Annotated in this window: 22 protein-coding genes; 12 read left to right on the forward strand and 10 right to left on the reverse strand. The window is 56.4% G+C overall.

The features are described from left to right. Window positions 1-168 precede the first annotated feature (168 nt). Window positions 169-702, forward strand: a complete 534-nt coding sequence (locus E1H13_RS23125) for a transposase (RefSeq protein WP_169617151.1) — start codon at window positions 169-171, stop codon at window positions 700-702. A 282-nt stretch (window positions 703-984) separates the two neighbouring features. Here E1H13_RS23125 and E1H13_RS23130 read toward each other — a convergent pair whose 3' ends face one another. The 4 genes from E1H13_RS23130 to E1H13_RS23145 all read right to left on the reverse strand — a co-directional run bounded on the left by E1H13_RS23130 (window position 985) and on the right by E1H13_RS23145 (window position 2,158). Beyond that, complete coding sequence (locus E1H13_RS23130) at window positions 985-1,299, reverse strand: DUF2442 domain-containing protein (RefSeq protein WP_169617153.1); 315 nt, start codon at window positions 1,297-1,299, stop codon at window positions 985-987. Continuing rightward, entirely contained in the window at window positions 1,292-1,543 is a 252-nt protein-coding gene (locus tag E1H13_RS23135) for a DUF4160 domain-containing protein (protein ID WP_169617155.1), read from the reverse strand. Before E1H13_RS23135 ends, E1H13_RS23130 begins: the two co-directional genes overlap by 8 nt. Before the next feature lie 157 nt (window positions 1,544-1,700). Continuing rightward, complete coding sequence (locus tag E1H13_RS23140; protein ID WP_169617157.1) at window positions 1,701-1,898, reverse strand: DUF2283 domain-containing protein; 198 nt, start codon at window positions 1,896-1,898, stop codon at window positions 1,701-1,703. After that, complete coding sequence (locus E1H13_RS23145; protein ID WP_169617159.1) at window positions 1,895-2,158, reverse strand: DUF4258 domain-containing protein; 264 nt, start codon at window positions 2,156-2,158, stop codon at window positions 1,895-1,897. Before E1H13_RS23145 ends, E1H13_RS23140 begins: the two co-directional genes overlap by 4 nt. Window positions 2,159-2,421: 263 nt before the next feature. Between E1H13_RS23145 and E1H13_RS23150 the strand changes: the two genes are divergently transcribed. The 4 genes from E1H13_RS23150 (at window position 2,422) to E1H13_RS23165 (ending at window position 8,084) form a co-directional block, all read left to right on the forward strand. Continuing rightward, window positions 2,422-2,775 carry a hypothetical protein gene (locus E1H13_RS23150; protein ID WP_206070903.1) on the forward strand — a complete coding sequence of 118 codons (354 nt, stop codon included), beginning with the start codon at window positions 2,422-2,424 and terminating at the stop codon, window positions 2,773-2,775. 386 nt (window positions 2,776-3,161) lie between these two features. Then, a complete protein-coding gene (locus tag E1H13_RS23155) occupies window positions 3,162-5,684 on the forward strand; it encodes a glycogen/starch/alpha-glucan phosphorylase (protein WP_169617161.1) in 2,523 nt (840 codons plus the stop codon). 237 nt (window positions 5,685-5,921) lie between these two features. Continuing rightward, complete coding sequence (locus E1H13_RS23160) at window positions 5,922-6,560, forward strand: histidine phosphatase family protein (protein WP_169617163.1); 639 nt, start codon at window positions 5,922-5,924, stop codon at window positions 6,558-6,560. A gap of 297 nt (window positions 6,561-6,857) precedes the next feature. Continuing rightward, on the forward strand, window positions 6,858-8,084 hold the full coding sequence (locus E1H13_RS23165) for an acetate kinase (protein WP_169617165.1): 1,227 nt from the start codon (window positions 6,858-6,860) through the stop codon (window positions 8,082-8,084). A 1-nt stretch (window position 8,085) separates the two neighbouring features. On the opposite strand, the gene E1H13_RS23170 is transcribed toward E1H13_RS23165, so the two are convergent. After that, window positions 8,086-8,418, reverse strand: a complete 333-nt coding sequence (locus E1H13_RS23170) for a hypothetical protein (protein ID WP_169617167.1) — start codon at window positions 8,416-8,418, stop codon at window positions 8,086-8,088. 349 nt (window positions 8,419-8,767) lie between these two features. On the opposite strand from E1H13_RS23170, the gene rpsD reads away from it, so the two are divergent. Then, window positions 8,768-9,376, forward strand: coding sequence for a 30S ribosomal protein S4 (gene rpsD / locus E1H13_RS23175; RefSeq protein ID WP_169617170.1), 609 nt, complete (start codon window positions 8,768-8,770; stop codon window positions 9,374-9,376). Between the two features lie 147 nt (window positions 9,377-9,523). Here rpsD and E1H13_RS23180 read toward each other — a convergent pair whose 3' ends face one another. Further along, window positions 9,524-10,990 carry a TPM domain-containing protein gene (locus E1H13_RS23180; protein ID WP_206070905.1) on the reverse strand — a complete coding sequence of 489 codons (1,467 nt, stop codon included), beginning with the start codon at window positions 10,988-10,990 and terminating at the stop codon, window positions 9,524-9,526. A 285-nt stretch (window positions 10,991-11,275) separates the two neighbouring features. Here E1H13_RS23180 and E1H13_RS23185 point away from each other — a divergent pair, with 285 nt between their 5' ends. Continuing rightward, the gene (locus E1H13_RS23185; protein ID WP_169617174.1) at window positions 11,276-12,040 is read left to right on the forward strand and encodes a LemA family protein; all 765 of its coding nucleotides are present in this window, start codon (window positions 11,276-11,278) and stop codon (window positions 12,038-12,040) included. 558 nt (window positions 12,041-12,598) lie between these two features. Here the strand turns inward: E1H13_RS23185 and E1H13_RS23190 are convergent. Continuing rightward, entirely contained in the window at window positions 12,599-13,039 is a 441-nt protein-coding gene (locus E1H13_RS23190) for an Hsp20/alpha crystallin family protein (protein ID WP_169617176.1), read from the reverse strand. A 714-nt stretch (window positions 13,040-13,753) separates the two neighbouring features. Here E1H13_RS23190 and E1H13_RS23195 point away from each other — a divergent pair. Beyond that, window positions 13,754-14,362: a TetR/AcrR family transcriptional regulator gene (locus E1H13_RS23195; RefSeq protein ID WP_169617178.1), complete on the forward strand. Its 609-nt coding sequence runs from the start codon at window positions 13,754-13,756 to the stop codon at window positions 14,360-14,362. Window positions 14,363-14,907: 545 nt separating this feature from the next. On the opposite strand, the gene E1H13_RS23200 is transcribed toward E1H13_RS23195, so the two are convergent. Together E1H13_RS23200 and E1H13_RS23205 are read right to left on the reverse strand one after the other, a co-directional pair. Next, window positions 14,908-16,143, reverse strand: a complete 1,236-nt coding sequence (locus tag E1H13_RS23200) for a bifunctional oligoribonuclease/PAP phosphatase NrnA (protein WP_169617180.1) — start codon at window positions 16,141-16,143, stop codon at window positions 14,908-14,910. 341 nt (window positions 16,144-16,484) lie between these two features. Then, complete coding sequence (locus E1H13_RS23205; RefSeq protein ID WP_169617182.1) at window positions 16,485-16,985, reverse strand: HNH endonuclease; 501 nt, start codon at window positions 16,983-16,985, stop codon at window positions 16,485-16,487. Between the two features lie 429 nt (window positions 16,986-17,414). Here E1H13_RS23205 and alr point away from each other — a divergent pair, with 429 nt between their 5' ends. The 3 genes from alr to E1H13_RS23220 all read left to right on the forward strand — a co-directional run bounded on the left by alr (window position 17,415) and on the right by E1H13_RS23220 (window position 20,427). Further along, window positions 17,415-18,623, forward strand: a complete 1,209-nt coding sequence (gene alr / locus E1H13_RS23210; RefSeq protein WP_169617184.1) for an alanine racemase — start codon at window positions 17,415-17,417, stop codon at window positions 18,621-18,623. A gap of 211 nt (window positions 18,624-18,834) precedes the next feature. Further along, window positions 18,835-19,611: an SDR family oxidoreductase gene (locus E1H13_RS23215; protein ID WP_169617186.1), complete on the forward strand. Its 777-nt coding sequence runs from the start codon at window positions 18,835-18,837 to the stop codon at window positions 19,609-19,611. Between the two features lie 138 nt (window positions 19,612-19,749). Continuing rightward, window positions 19,750-20,427, forward strand: coding sequence for an SOS response-associated peptidase (locus E1H13_RS23220; protein ID WP_169617188.1), 678 nt, complete (start codon window positions 19,750-19,752; stop codon window positions 20,425-20,427). 463 nt (window positions 20,428-20,890) lie between these two features. Here the strand turns inward: E1H13_RS23220 and E1H13_RS23225 are convergent, their stop codons facing one another. Further along, entirely contained in the window at window positions 20,891-21,250 is a 360-nt protein-coding gene (locus E1H13_RS23225; RefSeq protein ID WP_169617190.1) for a CU044_2847 family protein, read from the reverse strand. Window positions 21,251-21,335: 85 nt separating this feature from the next. Here E1H13_RS23225 and E1H13_RS23230 point away from each other — a divergent pair. After that, window positions 21,336-24,127 (forward strand): NB-ARC domain-containing protein (locus E1H13_RS23230; protein ID WP_206070907.1); only part of this gene is annotated, 2,792 nt, incomplete at its 3' end.

Below are 24,127 nucleotides of genomic sequence, written 5' to 3' on the forward strand. Positions count from 1 at the left end.
CCCGACGCTCCGCGTCGAGGCGCATCCCCAGACGCTCCAGCGTCATCTGGATCGGGGCGCTGGAGCGCCGTGGGGCTCGTCTCCACGCGGAGCGTGGGGACGAGGGAGTAGGTGGGGGCGCGGGCGCGGGCATGGGCACCCTAGAAACGCCGCATTAGAACACGTGCCATGGGTCGCAGCCGTTACGTCATCACCGAGTCCGATGCCCCTCACTTTCTCACCTGCACCGTGGTCGAGTGGCTGCCTGTCTTCACCCGGCCCGAAGCCGTAGAGATACTTTTCAACAGTTGGGCCTACCTGCGAGAGCATAGCAACTTCAGCCTCTATGGCTACGTCGTGCTCGAAAACCACCTGCACCTGGTCGCCCAAGCGCCTCGGCTGGACAAGTGCATCGCCAGTTTCAAGTCCTTCACGGCGGTGAAACTCATCGAGCTTTTGACCCGCCACCGGGCCACCACCCTGCTGCAACGGCTGCACGAGGCAAAACCCGTTTATAAGTGCGATCGCGATCATCAATTCTGGCAAGCGGGCACCCACGCGGAGCTGGTGTTCAGCGAGGCCATGATGCGGCAAAAGCTGGAGTACATTCACAACAACCCGGTCAAGCGGGGGTATGTGGATAACCCCGAGCACTGGCGCTATTCCAGCGCCCGCAACTACCTTGGCGAGCCGGGCCTAATCGCCATCGACCCCTGGCACTGAAAATCTGGCCCTCGTCCCGCCGCTCTGCGGCGAGACGCATCCCCCAGACGCTCCAGCGTCGCCTGGTTCAGGGCGCTGGAGCACCGTGGGGCTCGTCTCCACGCGGAGCATGGGGACGAGGGGGAGAACTGTCGAGACCTCAAAGATTTGCCAGTGCTAGCGACTGCAATTGATGGAACAGCCAGTGTTATTCTCTCGGGAGACAATAATTTGGAGCCAGCCAGCCCGACCTAGACCTCGGAGGTTTTGGAAACCTCCGAGGTCTAGTGGAAGAGAGTCAGGTTATTGGGTCATAGCCATGAGTTTTTTCATCCATTCTTCACGGCCATAGACCCCTGCTAGTAAATCAGACACCTTAAACACCTGCCCCAACTCATCCCACAGAATGTATTGGCCGCCTCCATATACCTCCACCTTCGCTAGTTGTTCATCTGTTACCCTTGCTAACGGCAACCAGGCATCGGCCTCACTCTGCACCATTTCTAGCAGCCTTACAGGCCAAGCATGGCGGGAGCCATCCCTGAGAGCCACTACAACTTCTCGGGTAGCTGCGTCATAGACAACGCTCTCAGCCAGTTTAAGTTCTTCACTAGACATAATATTTTTGGGCTTCTGTTTTTAAATATTGCAAGTTAGCTTGACACAACGCCAAAGCGGCCTTGGTGTGCTTAGCGTTGGTTGTGATCTGGTGTTTTTGGCCTTTTTCTAACACGCAAGCCTTATCTCCTGATATATCGATCTTTACCTCAAAGTCACTGCTGATGACGTGAACATGTAACGGATCATGATCGCCAGGGTTGACCAAGACTCTCAAATTCTTGTCCCTAAGCAAGATGGGCATCGCTGGTTATTGGCAGCTTGAATGGTCGTCAATAATCTATACCGGGCCACCCCCCTGCTGCAACGACTGCGCGAGGTAAAACCCGTCTATAAGCGCGATCGCGATCATCAGTTCTGGCAAGCAAGTGTGCACGTAGAACTAGAATTTAGCGAATTTTTCAACCCATTACTACATGTTCAAGCGATCGCGGATTGGCCATTCGTTTTGAGGCATCTAAAATTTCAAGGCCTACGATGTTCCCAGCCTCGTCATAGTCCAATATAGTTCCGGGTTTTTCTTCGTCACTTTCTTCTATGGTCGCATCGCTAAACAAAATACGTAAAACATCAACTTCAGCATCGTATACCACCTTCATGGATCAGCCCTCCAATATTTTGAAATGCGACTGGTTCGATATACTGTAACTACTGTATTAGGTTCAGTCTCCTCATCAACAATAGCTCTCACCAGATAAATCTTGCCATTGGCAAACTCAATCTGCGACTGGTAGGCCCGTCTGTCGTCTCGCTCATCCACAATTTGTTGTGGATTTCGAAGCACGCGATTCAAAAAAATCCTTGGAATATCTCGACGTTTTAATTCTTGTTCAGCATGATGGGTCAGGTAGAAGTCCATGGTGCCGATCGGGTGCTTTTAGAACAAGTTTATCCCAAACCCATGGCGGCAAGACGACAGCTCATCGTCCCGACGCTCCAGCGGGAAGACGCCCCCCAGACGCTTCAGCGTTATCCAAATCTGGGCGAAGCAGCGCCCCAGGCAGCATTCCCACGAGGTAATCTCTAGCCGGTAGGCGTACTGTCCAACCAGAGCTGCTGGTCGTCTTCGAGTGTAAGCAACCCTTTGGACATGCGGCTATCCCCTGGACGTCCTTCGCCATTTTGCACGACATCGAAACCGCCACCGGCAACCCCACAGCGGCTCGGACGGCGTGGCAGCAGGCCCGCGATGCCTACCTGGCCTACCGGCAGCAGGGGGGCTATGCAAAGTTTAACGGCGGCAAGCTGGTAGACCAGGTTCTGGGGCTGCTGGCTCAGCAGCAGACCGATGAAGTCCAGTCGCTGTTTGCCGAGCTAATCAACAACTCAGAAGTACCCAACTCCCGCAAGCGGCTCATCCAGGCAATGGTGGACATCCTCAACGGCGCCCACGACCCGGCCTTGGCCGACGACCCCGCCCTCGATTACACCGATGCCGCCGAGGTGCTCTTCCTTGTCCATCGGCTGACCCCGTAGGCTACTCGCCCCCCATCATCGCCCCGACGCTCCGCGTCGAGGCGCATCTTCCAGACGCTCCAGCGTCAGCTGGATCGGGGCGCTGGAGCGCCGTAGGGCTCGTCCCCACGCTCCGCGTGGAGACGATGGGAGAGACAAAAAGGCTGTCGCTCGGGGCCTGATGCCTTGGGATTCGTATCGGCTTTCTAAGCCAAAACCAAGACCAAACCCAAGCTCAGACCTGGAGTTCAGTCGGTGGGAAACTCCAACCCCCGAGATGGACTTGGTAGAGAACCTTAAACCTTTACAAGCCTAAACCCGTTCATAACCTTACTCCCTTACAGTGACAGAAACAGACATCGCAGATTAGGATCCCCGCCCGTTCTGTCCCTGTTCAGGAGCCCCCAATGACAGCCTTTGTAAATTGCCCCACCGTAGATATCGAGGACGATCGCACTGGTCTCAGCGTTGAAACCCTACGCCGGGCTCTGGCCGACAACCTGTTCTACATTCAGGGCAAGTGGCCGGAGGTGGCCAGTACCAACGACTTTTATCTGGCCCTGGCCTACACAGTGCGCGATCGCATGATGCCGCGCTGGCTCAGTTCGACCCGCACCCTGATGAAGCCTGAGGTGCGGGTGGTCACCTATCTGTCTGCCGAGTTTTTGCTTGGCCCCCACCTGGGCCGCAACCTGATTAACCTGGGCATTGAGGAACCGGTGAAGCAGGCGGTGGCCGAGTCGGGGCTGGACTTCACGGAGCTGATCGCCCAGGAGGAGGAACCGGGCTTGGGCAACGGCGGTCTGGGGCGGTTGGCCGCCTGCTACATGGAGTCTTTGGCCAGCGAGCAGATTCCGGCCATCGGCTACGGCATCCGCTATGAGTTCGGTATCTTTGACCAGGAGATCCGCGACGGCTGGCAGTGCGAGATCACCGACAAGTGGCTGCAGTACGGTAACCCCTGGGAAATTCCCCACCCCGAAGCGAGCGTCACCGTGGGCTTTGGCGGCCACACAGAGGGCTACACCGACTCCGATGGTCGCTTCCGCAAGCGCTGGATTCCCGGCAAGCAGGTGAAGGGCATCCCCTACGACACTCCAATTCCGGGCTACCGGGTCAACACCGTCAACACCCTGCGCCTGTGGAAGGCCGAAGCGGTGGAGTCCTTCGATTTCCAGTCCTTTAACGTGGGCAACTACTACGGGGCGGTGGACAGCAAAGTCACCTCCGAGAATATTTCTAAAGTGCTCTATCCCAACGACGAGCAGCTAGAGGGCAAGCAGCTGCGGCTGGAACAGCAGTACTTTTTCACCGCTTGCGCTCTGCAGGACATGATCCGCATTCACCTGGCCTCGGGACGCAAGCTGGACAGCTTTTGCGAGAAGTTCACGGCCCAGATGAACGATACCCACCCGGCGGTGGCGGTGGCGGAGCTGATGCGCCTGCTGGTGGACGAGCACGGCATGGGCTGGGACGAGGCCTGGGCCGTGACTCAAAAGACCCTGGCTTACACCAACCACACCCTGCTGCCTGAGGCCCTAGAGAAATGGTCCCTGTCGCTGTTTGGGAGCTTGCTACCGCGACACCTGGAAATCATCTTTGAGATCAACCAGCGGTTTATGGACGACATGCGGGTGCGCTACATGAACGACCCCGGCAAGCTGGCGGCCCTATCGCTGATCGACGACAACGACGGCGGCTATGTGCGCATGGCCAACCTGGCCAGCCTGGGCAGCTACGCCATCAACGGGGTCGCCGCTCTACATAGCGAGTTGGTGAAGAAAACTATCCTCAAAGACTTTCACGAGCTGTTCCCCGGCAAAATTCGCAACGTCACCAACGGCGTCACCCCCCGCCGCTGGATTGCCCTGGCCAACCCCCGCCTGGCCGCCCTCTATACCGAGAAAATCGGCGACGGCTGGCTCCACAACCTGGAGGAAATAGGCCAACTCGAAGGCTACGCCGACGACCCCGGCTTCCGGGCCCATTGGCGGCAGATCAAGCGAGACATTAAACAAGAGCTGGCCACCTACATCTACCAGCGCACGGGCATTGCCGTCAGCCCCGACTCCATGTTCGACATTTTGGTGAAGCGGATTCACGAGTACAAGCGCCAGCACCTGGATGTGCTGCACATCATCACTCTCTACGAGCGGCTGAAGGCCAACCCCAACCTAGACATGGCCCCCCGTACCTTTATCTTTGGTGGCAAGGCGGCCCCGGGCTACGCCATGGCTAAGCTGATGATTAAGTTCATCACCGCCGTAGGCGATGTGATCAACCATGACCCCACCATCGGCGATCGCCTCAAGGTGGTATTTTTACCCGACTACAACGTTAAATTTGGCCAGCGGGTCTACCCCGCCGCTGACCTGTCAGAACAAATTTCCACCGCTGGTAAAGAAGCCTCCGGTACCGGCAACATGAAATTTTCCATGAACGGCGCTCTGACTATAGGCACCCTGGATGGCGCCAATGTGGAAATTCGCGAGCTGGTGGGGGATGATAACTTTTTCCTGTTTGGCCTCACCACCGACGGCGTAGACGCCCTCAAAGCCAGCGGCTACAACCCGTGGGACTATTACACCAGCAACCCTCAGCTGAAAGAGGTGATCGACCTGGTGCAGTCCGGCTTCTTCGCCAAAGGCGACAGCAACCTGTTCCGGCCCCTGACCGACAAACTGCTCTACGACGATCCCTTTATGCTGATGGCCGACTACCAGTCCTACATCGACTGCCAGGACCGGATAGGGGCCGCCTACCAAGACCAGGAACACTGGTCCCGCCTGTCGATTATCAACGCCGTGCGCATGGGCAAGTTCTCCAGCGATCGCGCCATCCGCGACTACTGCCGCGACATCTGGCAAGTGTCCCCCGCTCCCGTAGAAATGATGGCCTATGATCAATCCCAGGCGGGGCTGAGGGTGTAGGCGGGTGGATGGGTGGATGGGTGAAGGGGTATAACCTAGCCATCACTTGCGCATCCTCACGACATCTCAGGGTTAATCGTGGTATCGGCTTTACGCCATCTCCTCCTTAGGAAGGGTGCCCCCCAGACAGAATGGATTAAAACTGCTACACAAAATCAACGGCTCAACACGAGGAGTTCCCTGACTGATCGCCACCGCCCCATCCCTCCCATCTACCCTCCCACTCTCCTACACCCAATGTCCCTCGACCTCTACCTCCTGCGCCACGGCGAAACCGAATCCAGCCAGACCGGCACCTACTGCGGCTTTTCTGACCCAGGGTTAACCGCTGAAGGTAGCGCCATGGCCCAAGCCTTTGCTGAAAAATACAAACACCTGTCTTGGCAAGCGGTCTTTGCCAGTCCCTTAAAGCGCACGGTGGCCACGGCTACCCCCTTTTGCGACGCTACGGGCCACCCTATGCAGCTACGGGATGGCCTGAAGGAAATGTACTTTGGTGATTGGGAAGGCAAAACCCCTGGCTATGTGCGAGAACACCACGCCGAAGACTACATCCACTGGCTGACAGAACCGGCCTGGAACCCGCCCACAGCGGGGGAAACCGGCGTGCAGGTGGTCAGCCGCGCCTCCCTGGTAATTGCAGAAATTGAGGCCAACTACCGGCAGGGCAATGTGCTAGTGGTGTCCCACAAAACCACAATTCGGCTGATTTTGTGTAACCTGTTGGGCATTGATAGTGGTCGCTACCGCGATCGCATTGACCTACCCGTCGCCTCCGTTAGCCTGGTGCGGTTTGATCTCCATGGTCCGATGCTGGTGAAACACGGCGATCGCTCCCACTTACCAGCCGAGCTAGATGCCAGACCAGGAACTTAGGGAAGAACGAAAAGGGAAAAGAGAAAAACGAAAAGCGAAGAACGAAACATGAACACCGTAGGGCATGACTCGTGCCCAGTGGCCGCACGACAGGAGACAGGAAGCGAAATTTTGAACTTTGAACTTTGAACTTTGAACTTTGAATTTTGAATTTTGAACTTCTCCACCTCCCCACCTTCCCCACCTCTTCACCCCACCACCCCTACCCTACGGGAAGCCGCTCTGCGTCTACACTCCATTACTCCATCTCCCCCCCACCCCATCTCCCCTCTCCCCCACCTCCCCCATCCCACGCCTATGAAAATCCTCGTCCTCAATGCCGGGTCCAGTAGTCACAAAAGTTGTCTCTTTGACTTAACCAGTCGCTCATCCACCGACGCAGCCCCAATTCCAGTGTGGCGGGCGGCCCTGGACTGGACCCACCAGGCAGACATGGTGGAGTTAGTGGCTAAGACTGACACCGGTGATTCGGTGAAAGAGGTGCTGCCCATCACCGACAAAGCCAAAGGGATTGCAGCCATGGTCCAGACCTTGGTGCAGGGGCCAACCCAGGTATTAGACGACTTATCGGACATAGCGGTGGTGGGACACCGGGTGGTGCATGGCGGCCGCGACTATCAGGCTCCAGTCATCGTCGACGCTGACGTGAAAGCCGCTATCAGCAGCCTGATTCCCCTAGCCCCAGCCCACAACCCGGCTAACTTGCAAGGCATCGAAGCGATGGCAACGATTTTTGAGGCAGTGCCCCAGGTGGCGATGTTCGACACAGCGTTTCATGCTTGCATGCCTGATGCCGCCTCTACCTACCCTGGCCCTTACGACTGGATCGATCAGGGCATTCGTCGCTATGGTTTCCATGGCATTAGCCACCAGTATGTGGCGGAGCGGGCGGCAGACCTGGTGGGCCAAGACATCGCTACCCTGAAAATTCTGACCTGCCATTTGGGCAATGGTTGCTCGTTAGCAGCGGTGCGCCACGGCTATAGCGTCGATACCACCATGGGCTTTACCCCCCTGGATGGCCTGATGATGGGCAGTCGCTCGGGCAGCGTCGATCCGGGGATTTTAATCCACCTGATGGAGCAACAGCACTACACTGCTGACCAATTGAGCACGTTATTAAATAAGGAGTCGGGCCTGAAGGGCATTTCGGGTCTTTCGAATGATATGCGCCTGGTGGTAGAGGCCATGGAGCAGGGCAACTACCAGGCCAAGCTGGCGGTGGACATGTTTATCCATCGGCTGCGGCGAGAGATGGGGGCGATGGTAGCCAGTCTAGGGGGGCTGGATGTGGTGGTGTTTACCGCTGGCATTGGCGAAAATAGCCCCCTCGTATGGCAACGGGCCTGCGAGCCGTTTGAGTTTTTAGGCTTGAAACTAATTTCCGATAATGACCTCAGCCAAGCCGCCGGGGATCAGGATATTGCGGCGGCAGACTCAGCCGTGCGGGTGCTGGTGATTCACACCCAGGAAGAATGGGCGATCGCCCAGGCCTGCATATCGCTGCTACAGCCAACCCCCTGAGCTATTGCCCTGACATCACCATCTGGGTCAAGAGGGGGCCAATGGCCTGCAGGGCAGAGGGCAAAATCGCTACCGTAGCTGCGGCCACAATGATCGTTGTGGCCAGTCTTACCAGCTTATCCGCTGCTTTTTCATAGGTGTCAAACTTATAGTCCAGCTTTTCTAGGCGCTGATCCACTTGTCCAAAGCGCTGCTCTACATGCTCAAAACGTTGATCCACTTGCTCAAAACGCTGATTCACTTGCTCAAAACGTTGGTCTACATCGGTTTTGAATCCCCGGATCTCGGTGAGCACGTCAGCGATGGTCGGCTCTCTCGGTGGTTCGGCCTGCATGGGAAGACTCGCTATGGCTATCTGCTTTCAGCTTAGCGGCATAACACTGATGTATTCCTTAAGGTCGAACGTTATGCCCCCTCCTTCCAGCTTCTGAATCCCAGCTTAAATTTGTGGTTCGGCCTGCATGGGAAGGCTCGCTATGGCTATCTGCTTTCAGCTTAGCGGCATAACACTGATGTATTCCTTAAGGTCGAACGTTATGCCCCCTCCTTCCAGCTTCTGAATCCCAGCTTAAATTTATCGCCCTATTGCCCTAGCTAACTTGGCAGGTTAGAATAATAGTCTTTGGCAATTGGCAAGTAGGCCACTGCCTGATTCTAGACATCTGTTCGGAGAGTAAACAAGTATGGCGCGATATAGAGGTGCCCGCCTGCGGGTGGTACGCCGCCTGGGCGAGCTACCGGGACTATCCCGAAAGTCACCCCGTAAGTCCTATCCCCCAGGGCAGCACGGCCAAGCCCGCAAGAAAAAGTCTGAATATGCGGTGCGGCTAGAAGAAAAGCAAAAGCTGCGGTTTAACTACGGCTTAACCGAAAAGCAGCTGCTGCGCTACGTAAAGAAAGCACGGCGAGCTGGTGGTTCGACCGGTTTGGTGATTCTGCAACTACTGGAAATGCGGTTGGATAATACCGTATTTCGGCTGGGTTTTGGCCCCACCATTCCGTCGGCGCGGCAAATTGTTAACCATGGCCACATCTGTGTGAATGGCCGGGTGGTGTCGATTCCTAGCTACCAATGTCGCCCTGGGGATGTGATTACTGTCCGCGATCGCGACGCCTCTAAGAAACTGGTCGAGGCTAACCTGGAGTTTCCTGGCTTGGCTAACGTTCCCAGCCACCTAGAATTAGATAAGGCCAAGCTGACCGCAAAAGTGAATGGCATTATCGAGCGGGAATGGGTTGCCCTCAACGTCAATGAACTATTGGTGGTTGAGTACTACTCGCGTAAAGCCTAGAGGCTGCTGGCTTGCGAGATATTTGGCCCACGAGATATTGGGTTAATTGGCTGATACTCTCAATCTCTTACCGCCCATAGTTTTACTCTGAAATCGTAGCTTAGCCTCCTGGTCCGTCAGCCAGGGGGCTATTTTTGTGTCAGCGATCTACCAACTGCGACCGGCCCCGCCGCCGCCGCTGCTGCCACCGCCAAAACTACCCCCACCGCTACTGCCGCCACCAAAGCCGCCGCCGCCAAAGCCGCCGCCGCTAAAACCACCGCCACCACTAAAGCCGCCGCCGCCGCCAAAACCACTGCCCCCTGAACCAGGACCAGACCTGGGCGGAGTCGGGGGTAGGATATTCTGGTCCTGCTGTTCCTGATAATCACAGGCCTTGCAGGCCTTGGTGGTGCGCCGTAGTCCAGCCCGGGTAGGGGTGGGGCGACGGATAGTTTTAGTGTCTACCCATAACGCTTTTTCCTGGCAACGGGGACAATGGTGGTAGGGGCTCGGTTGCTCAATGCCATACAGGTGAAACGTACTCCCTCGATCCTCTGGATTGCGCAGAGTCATTAATTTGTTTGGGTCAGAACAGGTAGGACACTGCCATCCCTTAAACACCACAGTGCCCAAGTCTTGAGCAATGACTTGAGGGGGTGTCAGTCGAGTTTGGATTACATCGGTGTCCAGCGGTTCCAGAGGCGACTGGCAGGTGGCGCAATAGACGGGTTGGGGCTGGTTGCGCTTTGTGAGTGGTCTCAATAGGGGAGTCAGCGCACTGGCCAACAGGGCTGAGCCCAGCAAGATCAGCACAAATCCGCCGAAGGTAAATCCAACCAGCAGCACCAGGGCCAGGCAGAGCAGGGCCAACACCCCTACAAAGACAGAGATCCAGACCAGTGGTAAGGTCGCAGGCGGTTGAGTGGGATCGGCGGTGGTGCGAGTAAAGCCAATGGGTGGCAGGTGAATCTGGCGATTGGCCAAGCGTCGGCAGCGGTTCAGCCCCAAATATGAAACGGCTAAACCGGCCAGGGCGGCCAGGCCCCCCATACCATCGGTCGGTGTCGACCCCGCAACCCCGGGAATGAAGTCCCCGGCCAGCAACACATTGGCAAAGGTTTGAGTGCCAGCCAAAATTCCCGCCTCATAGTCACCGCGCCGAAAGTGAGGGACGACATCGGTGTCTAAAATCCGACCCACCCGGCCATCGGGTAGATAGGACTCGGTGCCATAGCCCGTTTCCACCTCCACCCGCCGATCATTTACAGCGACTAAAAAGAGCAATCCATTGTCCTGACCTGCTTTGCCAACCCCCCACTGGTTAAATAGGGTGGTGGCCACCTGCCGAGCGGATAGGTCTGCTGGAACATTGGCGAGGGTGACCACGGCAATTTCGCTGCCATTGGTAGCCTCAAGCTGATCGATGATCTGATTCAACCGGGCTTCGGCCCCAGGACTCAAAACATTGGCTTTATCAGCTACCCAGCCCCCATTGGTCTGGCGTGGGTTGGGAATGGCATCCAGTGACACTCCCCACAGGGGCAAAGTCATGCTCAACCAAAAGCTCACCAGGCATAGGACCCACACGCCCCATCTAGCCATGCCTCCCCATTTAGCCAAGCGCTGTGCCATGACCACATACTCCGTTGATGACGGTGACCAGCCCGATACCCTGACGGTCACGGGCAAGGCCTTGTGCCCATCCCACGTCACGGGAAAAACTTTCCTGGAACGCCGGTACAGATCCTGTACCGATGCTCTAGAGGTCGCCTCAACTAACCTTAGGCTGTTTACTCTGAAATGAGTAGCATAACCTTGATTCTTTATCTTGGATTTAAGTCTTCCTATTTTAAGTCTTCCCTAAAGCCAGCCTGACTACGCCATAATTGCTGTGAATGCGCCGTCAGCAGGTGTTCTATGGCAAGCCAACGTATTCCCGAAGACCAGGCGTCCAAGGTGTTTGATCTGGCCGCTCGGCTATATGCCCAGCACAACGACAGCTACACCTTGGACGAGTTAACCCAAGCGGGAGCCGAGATCGATATTCCGCCCGAGTTCGTTGAAGCGGCCCTAGCTCAGCTCCAGACAGAAGCCGCAACGGCCCAACAGCAGCGCCAGCAAGGGCAGGCCCGAAATCGCCAACTCAAGCTAGCGGGGTTGATTGCCGGGGTTGTCATGCTGGGGGCGATCGCCCTCACCTATAACCACCTGGCCACTGCATCCCAACAGGTGGACCTAGCTTGGGCCCAGGTGGAAAATCAGTTCCAACGGCGGGCCGATTTAATTCCTAACCTGGTTACGGCCACGGAGACTGGGGCTCAGCGCCAGCAAGAATTAGCGATGATCTTGGCCACCGCTCGCCAGAACTACCTGACCGCTGATACCCAAGCCGAGAAAATGGCGGCTGCGGAAGATGTCACGGCTGCTCTCAACCAGTTTCAGGTGGTGGTGCTAGCCAATCCTGACATGGGCAACAGCCAGCTGTACGTGGGGTTGCAGGATGAGTTGGCAGGCACTGAAAACCGCATTGCCACCGAACGCAGGCGCTATAACCAGGCGGTTGCCGCCTATAATCAGCGGGTCATCAAGTTTCCCACCTCCCTGGTGGCGGGCTTATTTGGGTTTCAGCCCAAGCCCCTATTTACAGCGAGTAATCCAGAGCCCCCCACCCTAGCCCCCTAGATTGCCCGTCAATACCAAGTCCAGCTCGGGAACTGGAACTTTCCCCCAGGCAGAACTCTAGGTCTGGACTTGGATCTGGTTTAGATCCCAGGTTTCTGCCTTGGGGTGCCCCGAAAGTCATCGCCATGGGCTCAAGCCCCCTTGGGATCTGGGCCTAGTGGTCTGTCAAGGCTAAAAATTAGGGTAAGCGCTTTGCAAAAGCCTTTTATCTTCAGGGAGGTTGCTTTAACACATCAGAACTTATCATCCCCTCCCACGGAGGGGTGCCCGGAGGGCGGGGTGGGTCTTTTCGGGCTTGCTTGACCCACCCCTACCCACTTCGACAAGTTGCCCCTCCGGGGCCGCTACGCGCTAGCGAAGCCATGCCGCAGGCTATACAGCGCAGGCCTCCAAAGGAGGGGACTTCGGACCTTGATACCACCAAATCTCTACATCTGGAAACCCTAAATTCAAGACTTGACGCTGCACTAGTGACCTATGTACGGAAAAAGCGCCCCTTGTGGAGGCGCTTGAGCATGATCGGTGAAGGCGGGTTACAGGGCGAACCAGGATTGACGGCTAGCTAATCGAAACCTTGACCACTTTCTTTTGTTCAGCTTCGTCCTTTGGCATGTGCAGCTTCAAAATGCCGTCTTTGTAGTCAGCCTCGACAGCCGTGTTTTGTACCCGAGCGGGCAGCGGAATCACCCGTTGGAAGCGACCATAGTGAAACTCACTGCGAGTCACGCCATTGTCTTCACTAGTTGATTCAGATTTGCGCTCGCCGGTAATTGAAACAGCCTCAGCGCTGACCTGCACATCAATGTCCTCCGGGGCTAAACCCGGCACTTCGATCTTCAGATCAATGCCAGTATCTGTTTCTTTTAGTTCTGCTGCCGGGACAAAGTTGTCGCCAAAGAGCTGTTCTCGCCGGGACGGCACAAACTGCTCAAACAGATGATTCATTTCTTTTTGGAGAGTGTCAATATCGCCAAATGGGGACCATTTAACCAGAGACATAGGTAACCTCCCGTCACGAACTTATCCACAACTAACGGATAGGTCTAAAACACGATTTGATCAGGCCATTGTCCTCTTTCAAGGGTGCCTTAGTCTATGGGATCAAGCTTGACTAAGGGACATTCAGAGAGATTTTCCATGGGGTGCACCCATTTCCATGGCCCTCGACCTATCTATCTATAGGTTAGACAATCTATCGCAAAAGAGTATTCGGTTATTAACACCAATGAATTGAAAATGACCGGAAGCAAACCAGAGGCGATCGCAGACTCAGGACAGAAAAAGCAGCAGGCAGAAGCCTGCCCTGTTTGCGCAGCGACCTCAGGTGATATCCTGCGCTTGCCGCATAGTTCCTGTAGGTTGAGTACAACGCAGGGTCACCCAACAGCATTCAGCCCAGCTGAGCGGAGTCCTTCACGGAGTGTCTCCCGAAGGGAGAAAGCCAGCAATAGGTAGCTATCACTAAGGGACTTGATATTAGGGCACTATTCCGAATTAACAAGGACAACTGCAAGTTTCAACCAAAATTCGGGCGATGGAATAAAAATATACAAGTATGTTGCAAAGTATGTTTTTTAGTGGCTAGTTCTTGAAGTATTTATCTCAGGTTTTGTGAGGTTATGTAAACGCGGCCCCCCACCTCAGGATGAACGCTGCACAATGACCGTAGAGCCTTTGCCATGAGCCATACTGCCGCTGTTAGAGGGTTTTTCTATGGTGCTTTTTGTCAAGCCAAGGACTGCTGAGGTTGACACCGAAACCAAAATTTTGCAGGCGGCCCTTAGTCTGTTCGCCCAACGCGGGTTCAGTGGGACCACCACCCGCGATCTGGCCCACGCCGCTGGGGTGGCCGAGGGCACCTTATTTCGCCACTTCGAGAATAAAAAGGCAATCTTAGTGGCCGTTGCCAGCCAGGGGTGGGTAGAGATTTTAACTGATCTGCTCACCGAACTGAGTGAAATGGCCAGCTATAAAGCCATTGGCCAGGTGATGCAGCGGCGGATGCTAAACCTGCGCAAGAACTCGGCCCTGATGCGGGTGTGCTTTATGGAGGCCCAGTTTCACCCGGAACTGCGGGAGCAAATTCAAACGGAGGTGATTGGCAAAATGATTGACGTGGCCGAAGCCTTTTTCCAAACAGCGATGGACCGAGGAGTCTATCGCCCCATGAACCCCCGTATGGTGGCCAGAGTGTTTTTGGGCATGTTTACGGTGGCGGGCTTTAGCCAAGAAACCCTAGGGGATGAGGCGGCTTCTCCCCAGGCGATGAAAGAACTGGCGGAATGCCTGACGGATATTTTCCTGAATGGGGTGTTGGCCTAAGGGGTTAGGTCGCCTAGGTCAGGAAGGCAGAAGTAAGAAGGCAGAAGTAAGAAGGCAGAAGGCAGAAGCATGCCCTGAGCTTGTCGTTGGCGGAGCCTCCCCGGAGGGGAAAGGGTCAGTTTGTAGGTTGGGTGGCGCGTCAGCAGAACCCAACAAAGCTGACTGCTGTTGGGTTCCACTACGTTCCACCCAACCTACGGGAACTTCATTTTTGGTCTTGACGCTGCACTAGTGGTCTATCAAGCCTAAAAATTAGGGTAAGCGCTTTACAAAAGCCTCTGATCTTCAGATAGATTGCTTCAACACATCAGGACTTATGATCCCCTCCCACGGAGGAGTGCCCGTTCGCGTTCGCGAAGCGTTCCGAGGAAAAGCGTTCCGCAGGAAAGGGCGGGGTGGTCCCCTCTTGGGAGGGGTGCCCGGAGGGCGGGGTGGGTTCTTCGGGCTTGCTTGACCCACCCCTACCCACTTCGACAAGCTCAGCGCAGGCCTCCAAAGGAGGGGATTTCGGACCTTGATGCCACCAAATCTCTACAAAGGAAAGATCAGTCAGTGTTAATCATGCCTTCTTCGGGATCCACCAAGCGCCATAGTTTTTGCTTAATTTGAATATCAAACACGTCCCACTTCATTCGGTTATATTCCGTATTTTCGTAGGAGCCAGACAAGAACCCCACCGGAATTTCAAACCCGCCAGCCATGGAGCGACCTCCCCCAAAGAACCGGCCTTGGCTATCTTGGCCAAAGGCTTCTTTAATAAATTCATCCGGGTCAAGGGTAATCTTGCTGGTGCGCAGCGAGCCAATCACCACTTCCCGTTCTTGGTCTTCGTCGTGGACAATACCGTAGACGACGGCGGTATGGACATTCTCTTCGGTGGCTAAAAAGTCTGCCGCCTGAGGAATGGCGTCGCGGTCGTCGTAGCGCAAATAGCCTACCCCAGCGATAGAGACATTGTTTTGCACCTTGCGGTTGCGCAGCGATCGCTCAATCACATCCATCACCCGCTTTGAACGGGCCGCTTGGAGCACGGCGCTTAACAGTTGGCCATCGTAGAACTGGCTGAGATAGGCGGCCGCCATAAAGTCGTCTTCAGCCGCATGCATCAGTTGGTTGGTGTCAGCCCGTAATCCGTGCATCAGGGCGGTGACGCACTTGGTGTGCTTGGTGTTACTGCGATCGAGGGTCAGCAGACCCCGTTGTAAGTACTGGGTCAAAATCGTGGCCGTGGCCCGAATGTCGGGCCGCAGGTCAACGTATTCCGCTTGTAGCTTGCCTTGGGGGGAATGGTGATCAATCACCAGCAGCAAAGGAATCTGAGCCTCTTTCACCACTGAGGACAACTGGCTCGTGGTGCCCTGGGTGTCGATCAGAACGTACCCTTGATAGGTGGATAGGTCGGGCTGATCGCTAGCAGAAGTAGGCCAGCGGCGGGCCGGTAAGCCGGTCAGGCGCACCAGGGCAATGTTTTCCTGGTGGCTGAGGGTGCCCGCGTAAAAAATGTCGCAATCAATATCGTAGGTGGCAGCAATCAGCTTGTAGGCCCAGGCCGAAGACAGCGCATCAGGATCCGGAAAGTCTTGCAGCAGCACCAGTTGCCGCTCTGACCGGTGGTTGTCCAATAGCTGCCTGACAGCTTCTACTGGGGCATCGGTTTCAGATTTGGCTGACTTGGCTGGTTTGGCTGATTTGGCTGTCTTTTTAGCACCATTGGTGGTGCCATTGGTGGTCGTGGCAGGGGGAGCAGATTTAGGGTCTGGGCCTGCATTTAGGGTCATCATCAGCGTTTGAGGTAAAGACAGCCGTTAGCTGTCAGGTCTGTTGGAGCCATCCACTATCTGAGAGTGATCTGGAAGTGGAAGTTGGCAACTGGGCGGACGGGCTGGAATCGGTCTAGAAGGACTGATGAAATGAGGCTTTGCCCCTCTATCACCAGGATTGATGACGCGATCAAAACACACACCTGATTCAAATCGGCATCTGTGGTTTGAGCGCCAGTCTTTCCACCGTCAAAATTCCAGGTCTGAACCAGGGTGTGTGGGATGGAGCCACACCTAGTCATCCTTAACCTGCATTATCGCAAATTGTTTGGGAACTTCTAGATCTGTCTCTGGGGGGATATTCATGAGATGCCGATGACGTACTTTTTCCACTCTTGGTGAACCCCGCTGTGGATTTGTCGGGTCATTTCAAAGTAGAGGCTGCTGTGGGGCTTGCGGGGCTGGCTAAACAGGGGCATACTGGCTTCCCGAGGGGTACGGTTACCCTTTCTAACATTACAGCGCACACAGGCGGCTACCATGTTTTCCCAGGTGTCACCCCCGCCCCGCGATCGCGGAATCACATGGTCCAGGGTCAACCCATCGCCGTTATCACCACAGTATTGGCAGGTGTAGCGATCGCGCTGTAACAAATTACGCCGAGTCAACGGAATATCCTTATAAGGCACCCGCACATAGTGCCGCAAGCGAATCACCGTCGGCAACGGAAAATCTGCATAGACGAACTTTCCGTTATGCTCGATTCGCTCGGCCTTGCCCTTAATAATCAGCACAATAGCCCGACGCCAGCTCGTAATATTGAGCGGTTCATAGGAGGCGTTCAGCACCAGAACCTTACTCATTCTTATCTGTTGTTAATTGGCTAAAGAATATTAGCCCGATGGTAGCACAGAAGCCGAATTAGGCGGTTTCGCGGCTGGTACACTAACTCGCCAGGTGAGGGATGAATTAGCCGTCCGTCTGGGGGGTCTATCAAGCAGAAGTGACGGGTCAAAGGGGCTGCGGTTCACGGCCTACGGTTCACGGTACACGGCTCCCCTTAAACCGCTTACCGTGAACCGTGAACCCTAAGTCATAGAACCCGCCATGATCAGATTGACTGAGCACTCGCCCATTGTTAGCGCTATGATCAGGCGCTAAGAGCTCTAGGCTACCAGCCTGCGTTAACGGTAGCTGGGCTGCCTCAAGAACAAGCTAAGTCAGTGGCTCGACTGGCCCCTAAGCTAGAACAGCTTAATTCTGATGGCGATCTGTGGTGAAGGAGTGAATCAATGCTGAGTTGGGATCAAACCCCGGAGTTAGCGCCCATGCGCTGTTGCCGCGCTTGGGTAGAAATTAACTTAGCCGCCCTCCGGCATAATGTGCAGCAGTTGAAAGGGCTGCTGCCGGCCCACACCCAGATGATGGCGGTGGTCAAAGCCGATGCCTACGGCCATGGGGCGGTCACGGTGGCCCAAACCGCCTTGCAGTCGGGGGCGGCCTGGCTGGGGGTGGCCACGGTCCCGGAGGGGATTGAACTGCGATCGGCGGGGATCCAGGCCCCGATTCTGGTGATGGGGGCGGTGAATCATGCCGAAGAAATGCGCGCCATGGCCCACTGGCGACTACAGCCCACCCTGGTCAACCCCAAGCAAGCACTGGTGTTTTCTGATTTGCTGTCGCGGTTGGCCAGCGATCGCCCCGTCACCGTCCACCTGAAGCTGGATACCGGCATGACCCGGCTCGGCTTTCCCTGGGCCGAGGCTGTGGAGTTTGTCCGCTTTGTCCGCCAGCTCCCCCACCTGAATATCGACAGTCTTTACTCCCATCTGGCTACGGCTGACAGCCCCGACCCCACGATCATGACCCAACAGCACCAGCGGTTCCGCCAGGCCGTAACGGCCCTGGGCCACCACCACCTGCTGCCGTCGCGGCTGCACCTGGCCAATACGGCGGCAACCCTAGCGGCCCCGGCCCTGCACTACGATATGGTGCGCATTGGTCTGGGGTTGTATGGGCTGTACCCTGCCCCCCACCTGCAAACCACGGTGCGGCTGCAACCGGTGATGCAGGTCAAAGCCCGCATCACCCACCTGAAAGAGGTGCCAGCCGGGACTGGGGTGAGCTATGGCCATCAATATGTCACCGATCGCCCGATGCGGCTGGGGGTGATTGGCATTGGCTATGCCGATGGTGTCCCCCGCCCCCTGTCGAACCAGATGGAGGTGTTGGTCAAGGGGCAGCGGGTGCGGCAAGTGGGTGCCATCACGATGGATCAAATGATGCTGGATCTGACCGCTGTGCCTAATCTGCAAGAGGGGGATGTGGTGACCCTGCTGGGCCGCGATGGCCCTCACGCGATTACCCCTGACGATTGGGCCGCCATGACCAACACGATCTCTTGGGAAATTCTCTGTGGATTTAAGCACCGCCTGCCCCGCATCGCGATCGCCGATCCAGCCATGGCCCTGGGGGGAGTGAGTTCTCCGCTAGAAACTTAGCCCTGGGGCAGAAGGCAGAAGGCAGAAGGTAGAAGGCAGAAGGCAGTAGGGCGTAGCCCGTGCGCAGCAGGCAGAAGGGGAATCCCGCTCTCAGCCTAATGTGTATACATGAGCCAAGATGTGTATACACAGTAGGCTCTTTGGGAACGTTGCCCGCAGGGCGGGACGAGTTAACACTCCAGAGCATCATAATCTTTAGAAGAGATTAACTATGACCAATCCTCTCCAAGTTTTAGTCACTGGCGCAACTGGGCGCACAGGGTCGATTGTTGTCCAGAAACTGCAGCTGCAGCCAGAGCAGTATGTGGTCAGAGGGTTTGCCCGCTCTGAGGCCAAGGTGAAGCAGCTGTTTGGGACCACAGAGGGGTTTTATCTGGGAGATATCACTACCCGCGATCGCCTCAAAGAAGCCCTAGCAGACTGTGATGCGTTGGTGATACTCACTAGCGCTATCCCCCAGATGAAGGCACCACCAGAGCCAGGACAACGGCCCGAGTTTTTCTATCCCGAGGGCGGCAGCCCAGAACAGGTTGACTACCAGGGGCAGGTGAACCAAATTGATGCAGCCAAAGCGGCTGGGGTCAAGCACGTTGTTTTGGTGGGGTCGATGGGGGGCACCAACGAGCAACACCCCTTGAACCGCATGGCCAATGGCAACATTTTGATCTGGAAACGTAAGGCAGAAGTCTATCTGATTGACTCTGGCCTTGACTACACCATCGTTCGAGCTGGGGGGCTACAGGATCAGCCGGGAGGCCAGCGAGAGTTGATTGTCGGCAAAGATGACACGATGTTAGCCAATCCTCCCGAGGGCATGCCGACCTCGATTCCCCGGGCCGATGTCGCCGAGATCGTGGTGCAAGCCTTGAAGTTGCCCGCAGCCCGCAACAAAGCCTTTGATGTCATTGCTAAACCTGAGGGAACCCCTGGGGCTGTCGTCACTACCAATTTTCAGGCGCTGTTTGAGCAAACTACCCCAGGGCTGTAGGACCACCTTCAAGCCTGGGCAGACATGCTTCTTTCCTCTGGTTGAACACCATGGGAGGTGGCTGTCGGATACGATGCAAGGGAGGGGATTAAGCGCCGCCGTGACGTCAGAAACTGTCTGAGGGAGGACAAGCCGCCAATGTGTGGACGGTTCAGCCTTAACCAAACCGGGGAAGACCTGGCTGAGGCGTTTGACCTCAAGTCAGTACCGCCTGTGGCCCCCCGCTTCAACATTGCCCCCACCCAGCCGATTGCCACCGTGGTGGCCACCCCCGAGAACCGAGAGCCTCACTTCCACCTTTTGCAGTGGGGGCTCATCCCCAGTTGGGCCAAAGACCCCACCATCGGTGGCCGACTGATCAATGCTCGTTCGGAGACGGTCTCTGAGAAACCCTCCTTCCGAGCTGCCTTCAAGCGGCGGCGCTGCCTGGTGTTAGCCGATGGCTTCTATGAGTGGGAAAAGCAGGCCCATACCAAAGCCAAGCAGCCCCACTACATTTTCCTCAAGGATCACCGACCTTTTGCCTTTGCGGGGCTCTGGGAGCATTGGACCGACCCCACCAGCGGCGGCGAACTCCAGACCTGCACGATTCTGACCACCACTCCGAATCGGTTGATGGAGCCGATTCATACCCGAATGCCGGTGATCTTGGCCCCAGCGGACTATACAGCCTGGCTGGACCCCAGCTACTACGAACCCCAGGTGCTTCAAGCCATGTTGCGTCCCTATGAAGCAGAGGCGATGGAGCGCTACCCGGTTTCGACGGTGGTGAATAAACCCCAGAACGATACGCCAGATTGTATTCAGCCGATGTAACGATGGCCTTATAGAACGCTGGCACTGATCCCAGCGGTTAACTAACGGCGGTGCCCTTCGATGGAGCAGGAAGAAACCTTGTAAGGGCGTTTCCTGGGGCTGGTGGGCAAAGCCCACCCAGCCCTGTCAAGGTGAGGCAGATTTAGGGGGCGATCCCTCGGATTGGCCGCTGAGCCAAGGACTAGAAGTCCAAGGCTCAAAGCCGAAATCCTCTGAAGAGGATTGGGAGCCGAGTTCCCCAGTCTGCTTTAGCAGACTTCTGCGGTGAGCCAGGGAGTTCACTCCCTGGTGGTTGTGGCCGCAGCCCCGCAGCCCCAGGGGTTTTCGGGAAAAGTACCGCCACCTTGACAGGGGTGGCAAAGCCCACCCTACGATCGGAGCTGCAAAAGTGGGATGCACCCTGATCGGTTGGGTAGAACGCAGTGAAATCCAATATTGGCGGCTATATCCAACCGCTGCAGCCTCAACCTTCTTTGGGGAACGAACATTCCACTGTGATTTTGAGGTTGGCATCAGCTGTGCCTTTGGTGACGTAGGGCACCCCCGCTTCTCCGGCGACTTTCACCCCAAACTCCAGCGTCACCTTATCGACGTTGGCCCCAGCCATCTGCCGAAACGCATTCAGGGTGTAGCTGGTGTAAGCGCGAATGGTACCCTGCATCGCCTGAAATTGCCGCACGACTTGTTCACTAGCGCCTTTGGCGGTGCGGGTAGTTTCCCCGGGGGGGCTAGAGGTGCCTGTGGGAAGCTCGTCTACGTTATCAGTCACCTCGATGTAAATCACGGTGCCATCGTCGAGGGTGAGCGGGGCCAGTTGAGTCATAGGAGCTTGCTAGAGGTTGGCTATCAGCGGAGAGAAAGGCCATACTGGTGGGGGCGAATCTGCTGTTCAGGATACTAGCTAACCCATGAGTCGGGATGCACTGATCATTGGAATTAATCAGTACCGCCATAGTCAATTAGGTCATCTCACTTCCCCTGCTGCCGACGCCGAAGCCATTGCCCAGATTTTGGAAAAACATGGCCATTTCACCACGGTGCGCCGCTTGCCTGAGGGGTTTAAAAAAGATGATGTTCCCCAGGTTAGCCCTACGGGGCAGGTAACGCGAAAGCAGATCAGGGAAGCCATTGCCCAGCTATTCAACCCCAGAACCACAACCCAGGTGCCTGACACCGCCCTGCTATATTTCTCCGGGCACGGCTGGCAGAGCAGCTTGAGCGCTACCGATGGTTATTTGGCCCCCAGCGATGCTGATCCCGACGACGACCTGGGCGTAGAGCTGCAATGGCTCAGGTCTCAGCTGGAGCAGAGCGAGGTCAAGCAGCAAATCATCTGGCTCGACTGCTGCAACAGCGGTAGTTTGCTCAACTTTGACTCGGTGATTGCGGCCCCAACGGGGAAAGTAAGGGATCGCTACTTTATCACCTCCTCCCGCGATTTTGAAGCCTCGTACCAGAACCCAGGGTCTGCCTACAGTGTGCTGACAGAGGCCTTGCTAGCCGGGCTTGACCCCACCAACTCGACCACGGGCGAGGTGACCAACCATTCTTTAACGGCCCACCTACAGAAGACACTAAAGGGGCAAATCCAAGCCTTTAGCTGCGAGAGCAAAGGCACAATCCTCCTCACCAGCGGGGGAACCGGGCGCACTATCCCTGATCCACACCCCAAAAAGCGGTTTGACATTCCTCTTCAGATGCCGCCGCTGCCGGAGCACTTTGTGGAGCGGCCCCAGTACCAGCAAGCGGTGAGGGACTGCCTACTTTCCACCGATCAAAAGGTGTTTGGCACCCTGGTAGTCAGCGCTATTTACGGGCTGGGGGGCATTGGTAAATCGGTGCTGGCGGCGAAGCTGGCCCATGAGGACGCCATTCAAGCCCGGTTTTCCGACGGCATTCTCTGGGCCACCCTGGGCCAAAGCCCCGACATTTTGCCCCTGCTGAGCGGCTGGATTCAGGCCCTGGGCGATATCGACTACAAACCCACGGCGATCGAGTCGGCCTCGGTGCACCTGCGCACCCTGCTGTACGACAAGAAAGCCCTGCTGGTGGTGGATGATGTCTGGCATCCCCAGCACCTGGAGCATTTTCGGGTAGGCGGCAACGACTGCTGTGTGCTGGTCACCACCCGCGAAGCCCGCATCCCCGATGCCCACCGCTACGACCTGGATGTAATGAGTCCAGATCAGGCGCTGGCGTTGCTGACCCAAAAACTATCTGAGCCCCTGCGGGAAACTGAAACCCAGCAAGCCCTGGCCTTTGCGGAGCGGGTAGGCTACCTGCCCCTGGCCCTGGATCTGGCCGCCACTCAGATCGAAGAGGGGGTGACCTGGGACGACCTGCTGGAGGACTTTCAGGATGAGGTGGTACGGCTGGAAACCCTGGACATCTATAGCCAAGAGGACATTCCCGACGATGCCAAGCGACGTAAGTACAGCCTGCTGGCCTGCTTTAATCTCAGCCTGAAGCAGCTTTCCACCGAGCAACTGCGCCAGTTTGCCTGGCTAGGGATTGTGCCAGAGGACGTCAATCTGACCCAGGAGATGGCCACCACCCTGTGGCAGGTGACCCCTCGCCAGGCGGGGGCAATTCTGCGCAGCTTCAGCGCCAAGGCATTGCTGCTGCCGGGGGCTAAACAAGCGGGCAACCAACGGGCTTACCGCCTGCACGACCTGATGCATGACCTGGCGCAGCGGCTCTTAACCAGCCCACCGCAGCCTGTTCAAAATGAAGACTTGCCAGGGTTGGGGTTGACCAAGGCCGAGGCCCACAACCAGCTGTTGGAACGCTACCGGGCCAAGACCCAAAATGGCCAGTGGCATACCCTAGCCGACGATGGCTATATCTATGCCTTCCTTACCTGGCACATGGAGCAGGCCAAGTGCCAGGAGGCAATCCACCAACTGCTGCGGGAGACCAATGGGGCGGGCCGCAATGGCTGGTACGACGCCTGTGATGCCATCGGCAAACCGGCGGGCTTTGTGAATGACCTGGCTCGGGCCTGGGGGGCCGCCGAAAAGCAGTATGAGGCTGAACCAGAAACAGCGCTAGTTCTACTGTTTCGCTACGCCCTGATACGTACCTCACTCAACAGCTTGGCAAGCAATGTGCCTGCAGAACTGTTGGGAGCTCTGGTCAAGCACCAAATTTGGCAGCCAGCCCAGGGATTAGCCTATGCCCAGCAAACTCAAGATCCCTGGCAGCGGGCCGAGTGCATCTCCGCGCTCGTGCCTTATTTACCAGAGTCTTTGCTGCCTGAGGTGCTGAAAACAATCCATCAAATTCATGACGCGGCCTACCGATCGTTTGTGCTGAGCAAACTTGCTGCCCGGTTTCCAGCCTATTGGCCAGAAGTGCTGTCAGCCATTAGTCAAATTCAGGATCGCTATGGTAATGACAGAAATTGGAGTAAAGGATTCCTGTACCGCGCCCGTGCTCTAAAGGAACTGGTGGAGCATCTGCCGCTGGAGCTGCTGCCGGAGGCGCTGGACGTGACCCGTCAGATTAGCGATGAATCCGACCGCGCCATGGCCCTGAGTGAACTGGCGAAACAGCAGCCGGAGCTGCTGCCGGAGGCGCTGGAAGTGACCCGTCAGATTAGCGATGAATCCGACCGCGCCCGTGCCCTGAGTGAACTGGCGAAACAGCAGCCGGAGCTGCTGCCGGAGGCGCTGGAAGTGACCCGTCAGATTAGCGATGA

It is taken from the genome of Nodosilinea sp. P-1105, assembly GCF_012911975.1.
GTDB lineage: Bacteria > Cyanobacteriota > Cyanobacteriia > Phormidesmidales > Phormidesmidaceae > Nodosilinea.

What these genes read in the sequence shown, in the direction of transcription:
- E1H13_RS23125 (WP_169617151.1), top strand. Translation starts at nt 169, where the DNA reads ATGGGTCGCAGCCGTTACGTCATCACCGAGTCCGATGCCCCTCACTTT.
- E1H13_RS23130 (WP_169617153.1), bottom strand. Translation starts at nt 1,299, where the DNA reads ATGTCTAGTGAAGAACTTAAACTGGCTGAGAGCGTTGTCTATGACGCA.
- E1H13_RS23135 (WP_169617155.1), bottom strand. Translation starts at nt 1,543, where the DNA reads ATGCCCATCTTGCTTAGGGACAAGAATTTGAGAGTCTTGGTCAACCCT.
- E1H13_RS23140 (WP_169617157.1), bottom strand. Translation starts at nt 1,898, where the DNA reads ATGAAGGTGGTATACGATGCTGAAGTTGATGTTTTACGTATTTTGTTT.
- E1H13_RS23145 (WP_169617159.1), bottom strand. Translation starts at nt 2,158, where the DNA reads ATGGACTTCTACCTGACCCATCATGCTGAACAAGAATTAAAACGTCGA.
- E1H13_RS23155 (WP_169617161.1), top strand. Translation starts at nt 3,162, where the DNA reads ATGACAGCCTTTGTAAATTGCCCCACCGTAGATATCGAGGACGATCGC.
- E1H13_RS23160 (WP_169617163.1), top strand. Translation starts at nt 5,922, where the DNA reads ATGTCCCTCGACCTCTACCTCCTGCGCCACGGCGAAACCGAATCCAGC.
- E1H13_RS23165 (WP_169617165.1), top strand. Translation starts at nt 6,858, where the DNA reads ATGAAAATCCTCGTCCTCAATGCCGGGTCCAGTAGTCACAAAAGTTGT.
- E1H13_RS23170 (WP_169617167.1), bottom strand. Translation starts at nt 8,418, where the DNA reads ATGCAGGCCGAACCACCGAGAGAGCCGACCATCGCTGACGTGCTCACC.
- rpsD (WP_169617170.1), top strand. Translation starts at nt 8,768, where the DNA reads ATGGCGCGATATAGAGGTGCCCGCCTGCGGGTGGTACGCCGCCTGGGC.
- E1H13_RS23180 (WP_206070905.1), bottom strand. Translation starts at nt 10,990, where the DNA reads ATGGCACAGCGCTTGGCTAAATGGGGAGGCATGGCTAGATGGGGCGTG.
- E1H13_RS23185 (WP_169617174.1), top strand. Translation starts at nt 11,276, where the DNA reads ATGGCAAGCCAACGTATTCCCGAAGACCAGGCGTCCAAGGTGTTTGAT.
- E1H13_RS23190 (WP_169617176.1), bottom strand. Translation starts at nt 13,039, where the DNA reads ATGTCTCTGGTTAAATGGTCCCCATTTGGCGATATTGACACTCTCCAA.
- E1H13_RS23195 (WP_169617178.1), top strand. Translation starts at nt 13,754, where the DNA reads ATGGTGCTTTTTGTCAAGCCAAGGACTGCTGAGGTTGACACCGAAACC.
- E1H13_RS23200 (WP_169617180.1), bottom strand. Translation starts at nt 16,143, where the DNA reads ATGATGACCCTAAATGCAGGCCCAGACCCTAAATCTGCTCCCCCTGCC.
- E1H13_RS23205 (WP_169617182.1), bottom strand. Translation starts at nt 16,985, where the DNA reads ATGAGTAAGGTTCTGGTGCTGAACGCCTCCTATGAACCGCTCAATATT.
- alr (WP_169617184.1), top strand. Translation starts at nt 17,415, where the DNA reads ATGCTGAGTTGGGATCAAACCCCGGAGTTAGCGCCCATGCGCTGTTGC.
- E1H13_RS23215 (WP_169617186.1), top strand. Translation starts at nt 18,835, where the DNA reads ATGACCAATCCTCTCCAAGTTTTAGTCACTGGCGCAACTGGGCGCACA.
- E1H13_RS23220 (WP_169617188.1), top strand. Translation starts at nt 19,750, where the DNA reads ATGTGTGGACGGTTCAGCCTTAACCAAACCGGGGAAGACCTGGCTGAG.
- E1H13_RS23225 (WP_169617190.1), bottom strand. Translation starts at nt 21,250, where the DNA reads ATGACTCAACTGGCCCCGCTCACCCTCGACGATGGCACCGTGATTTAC.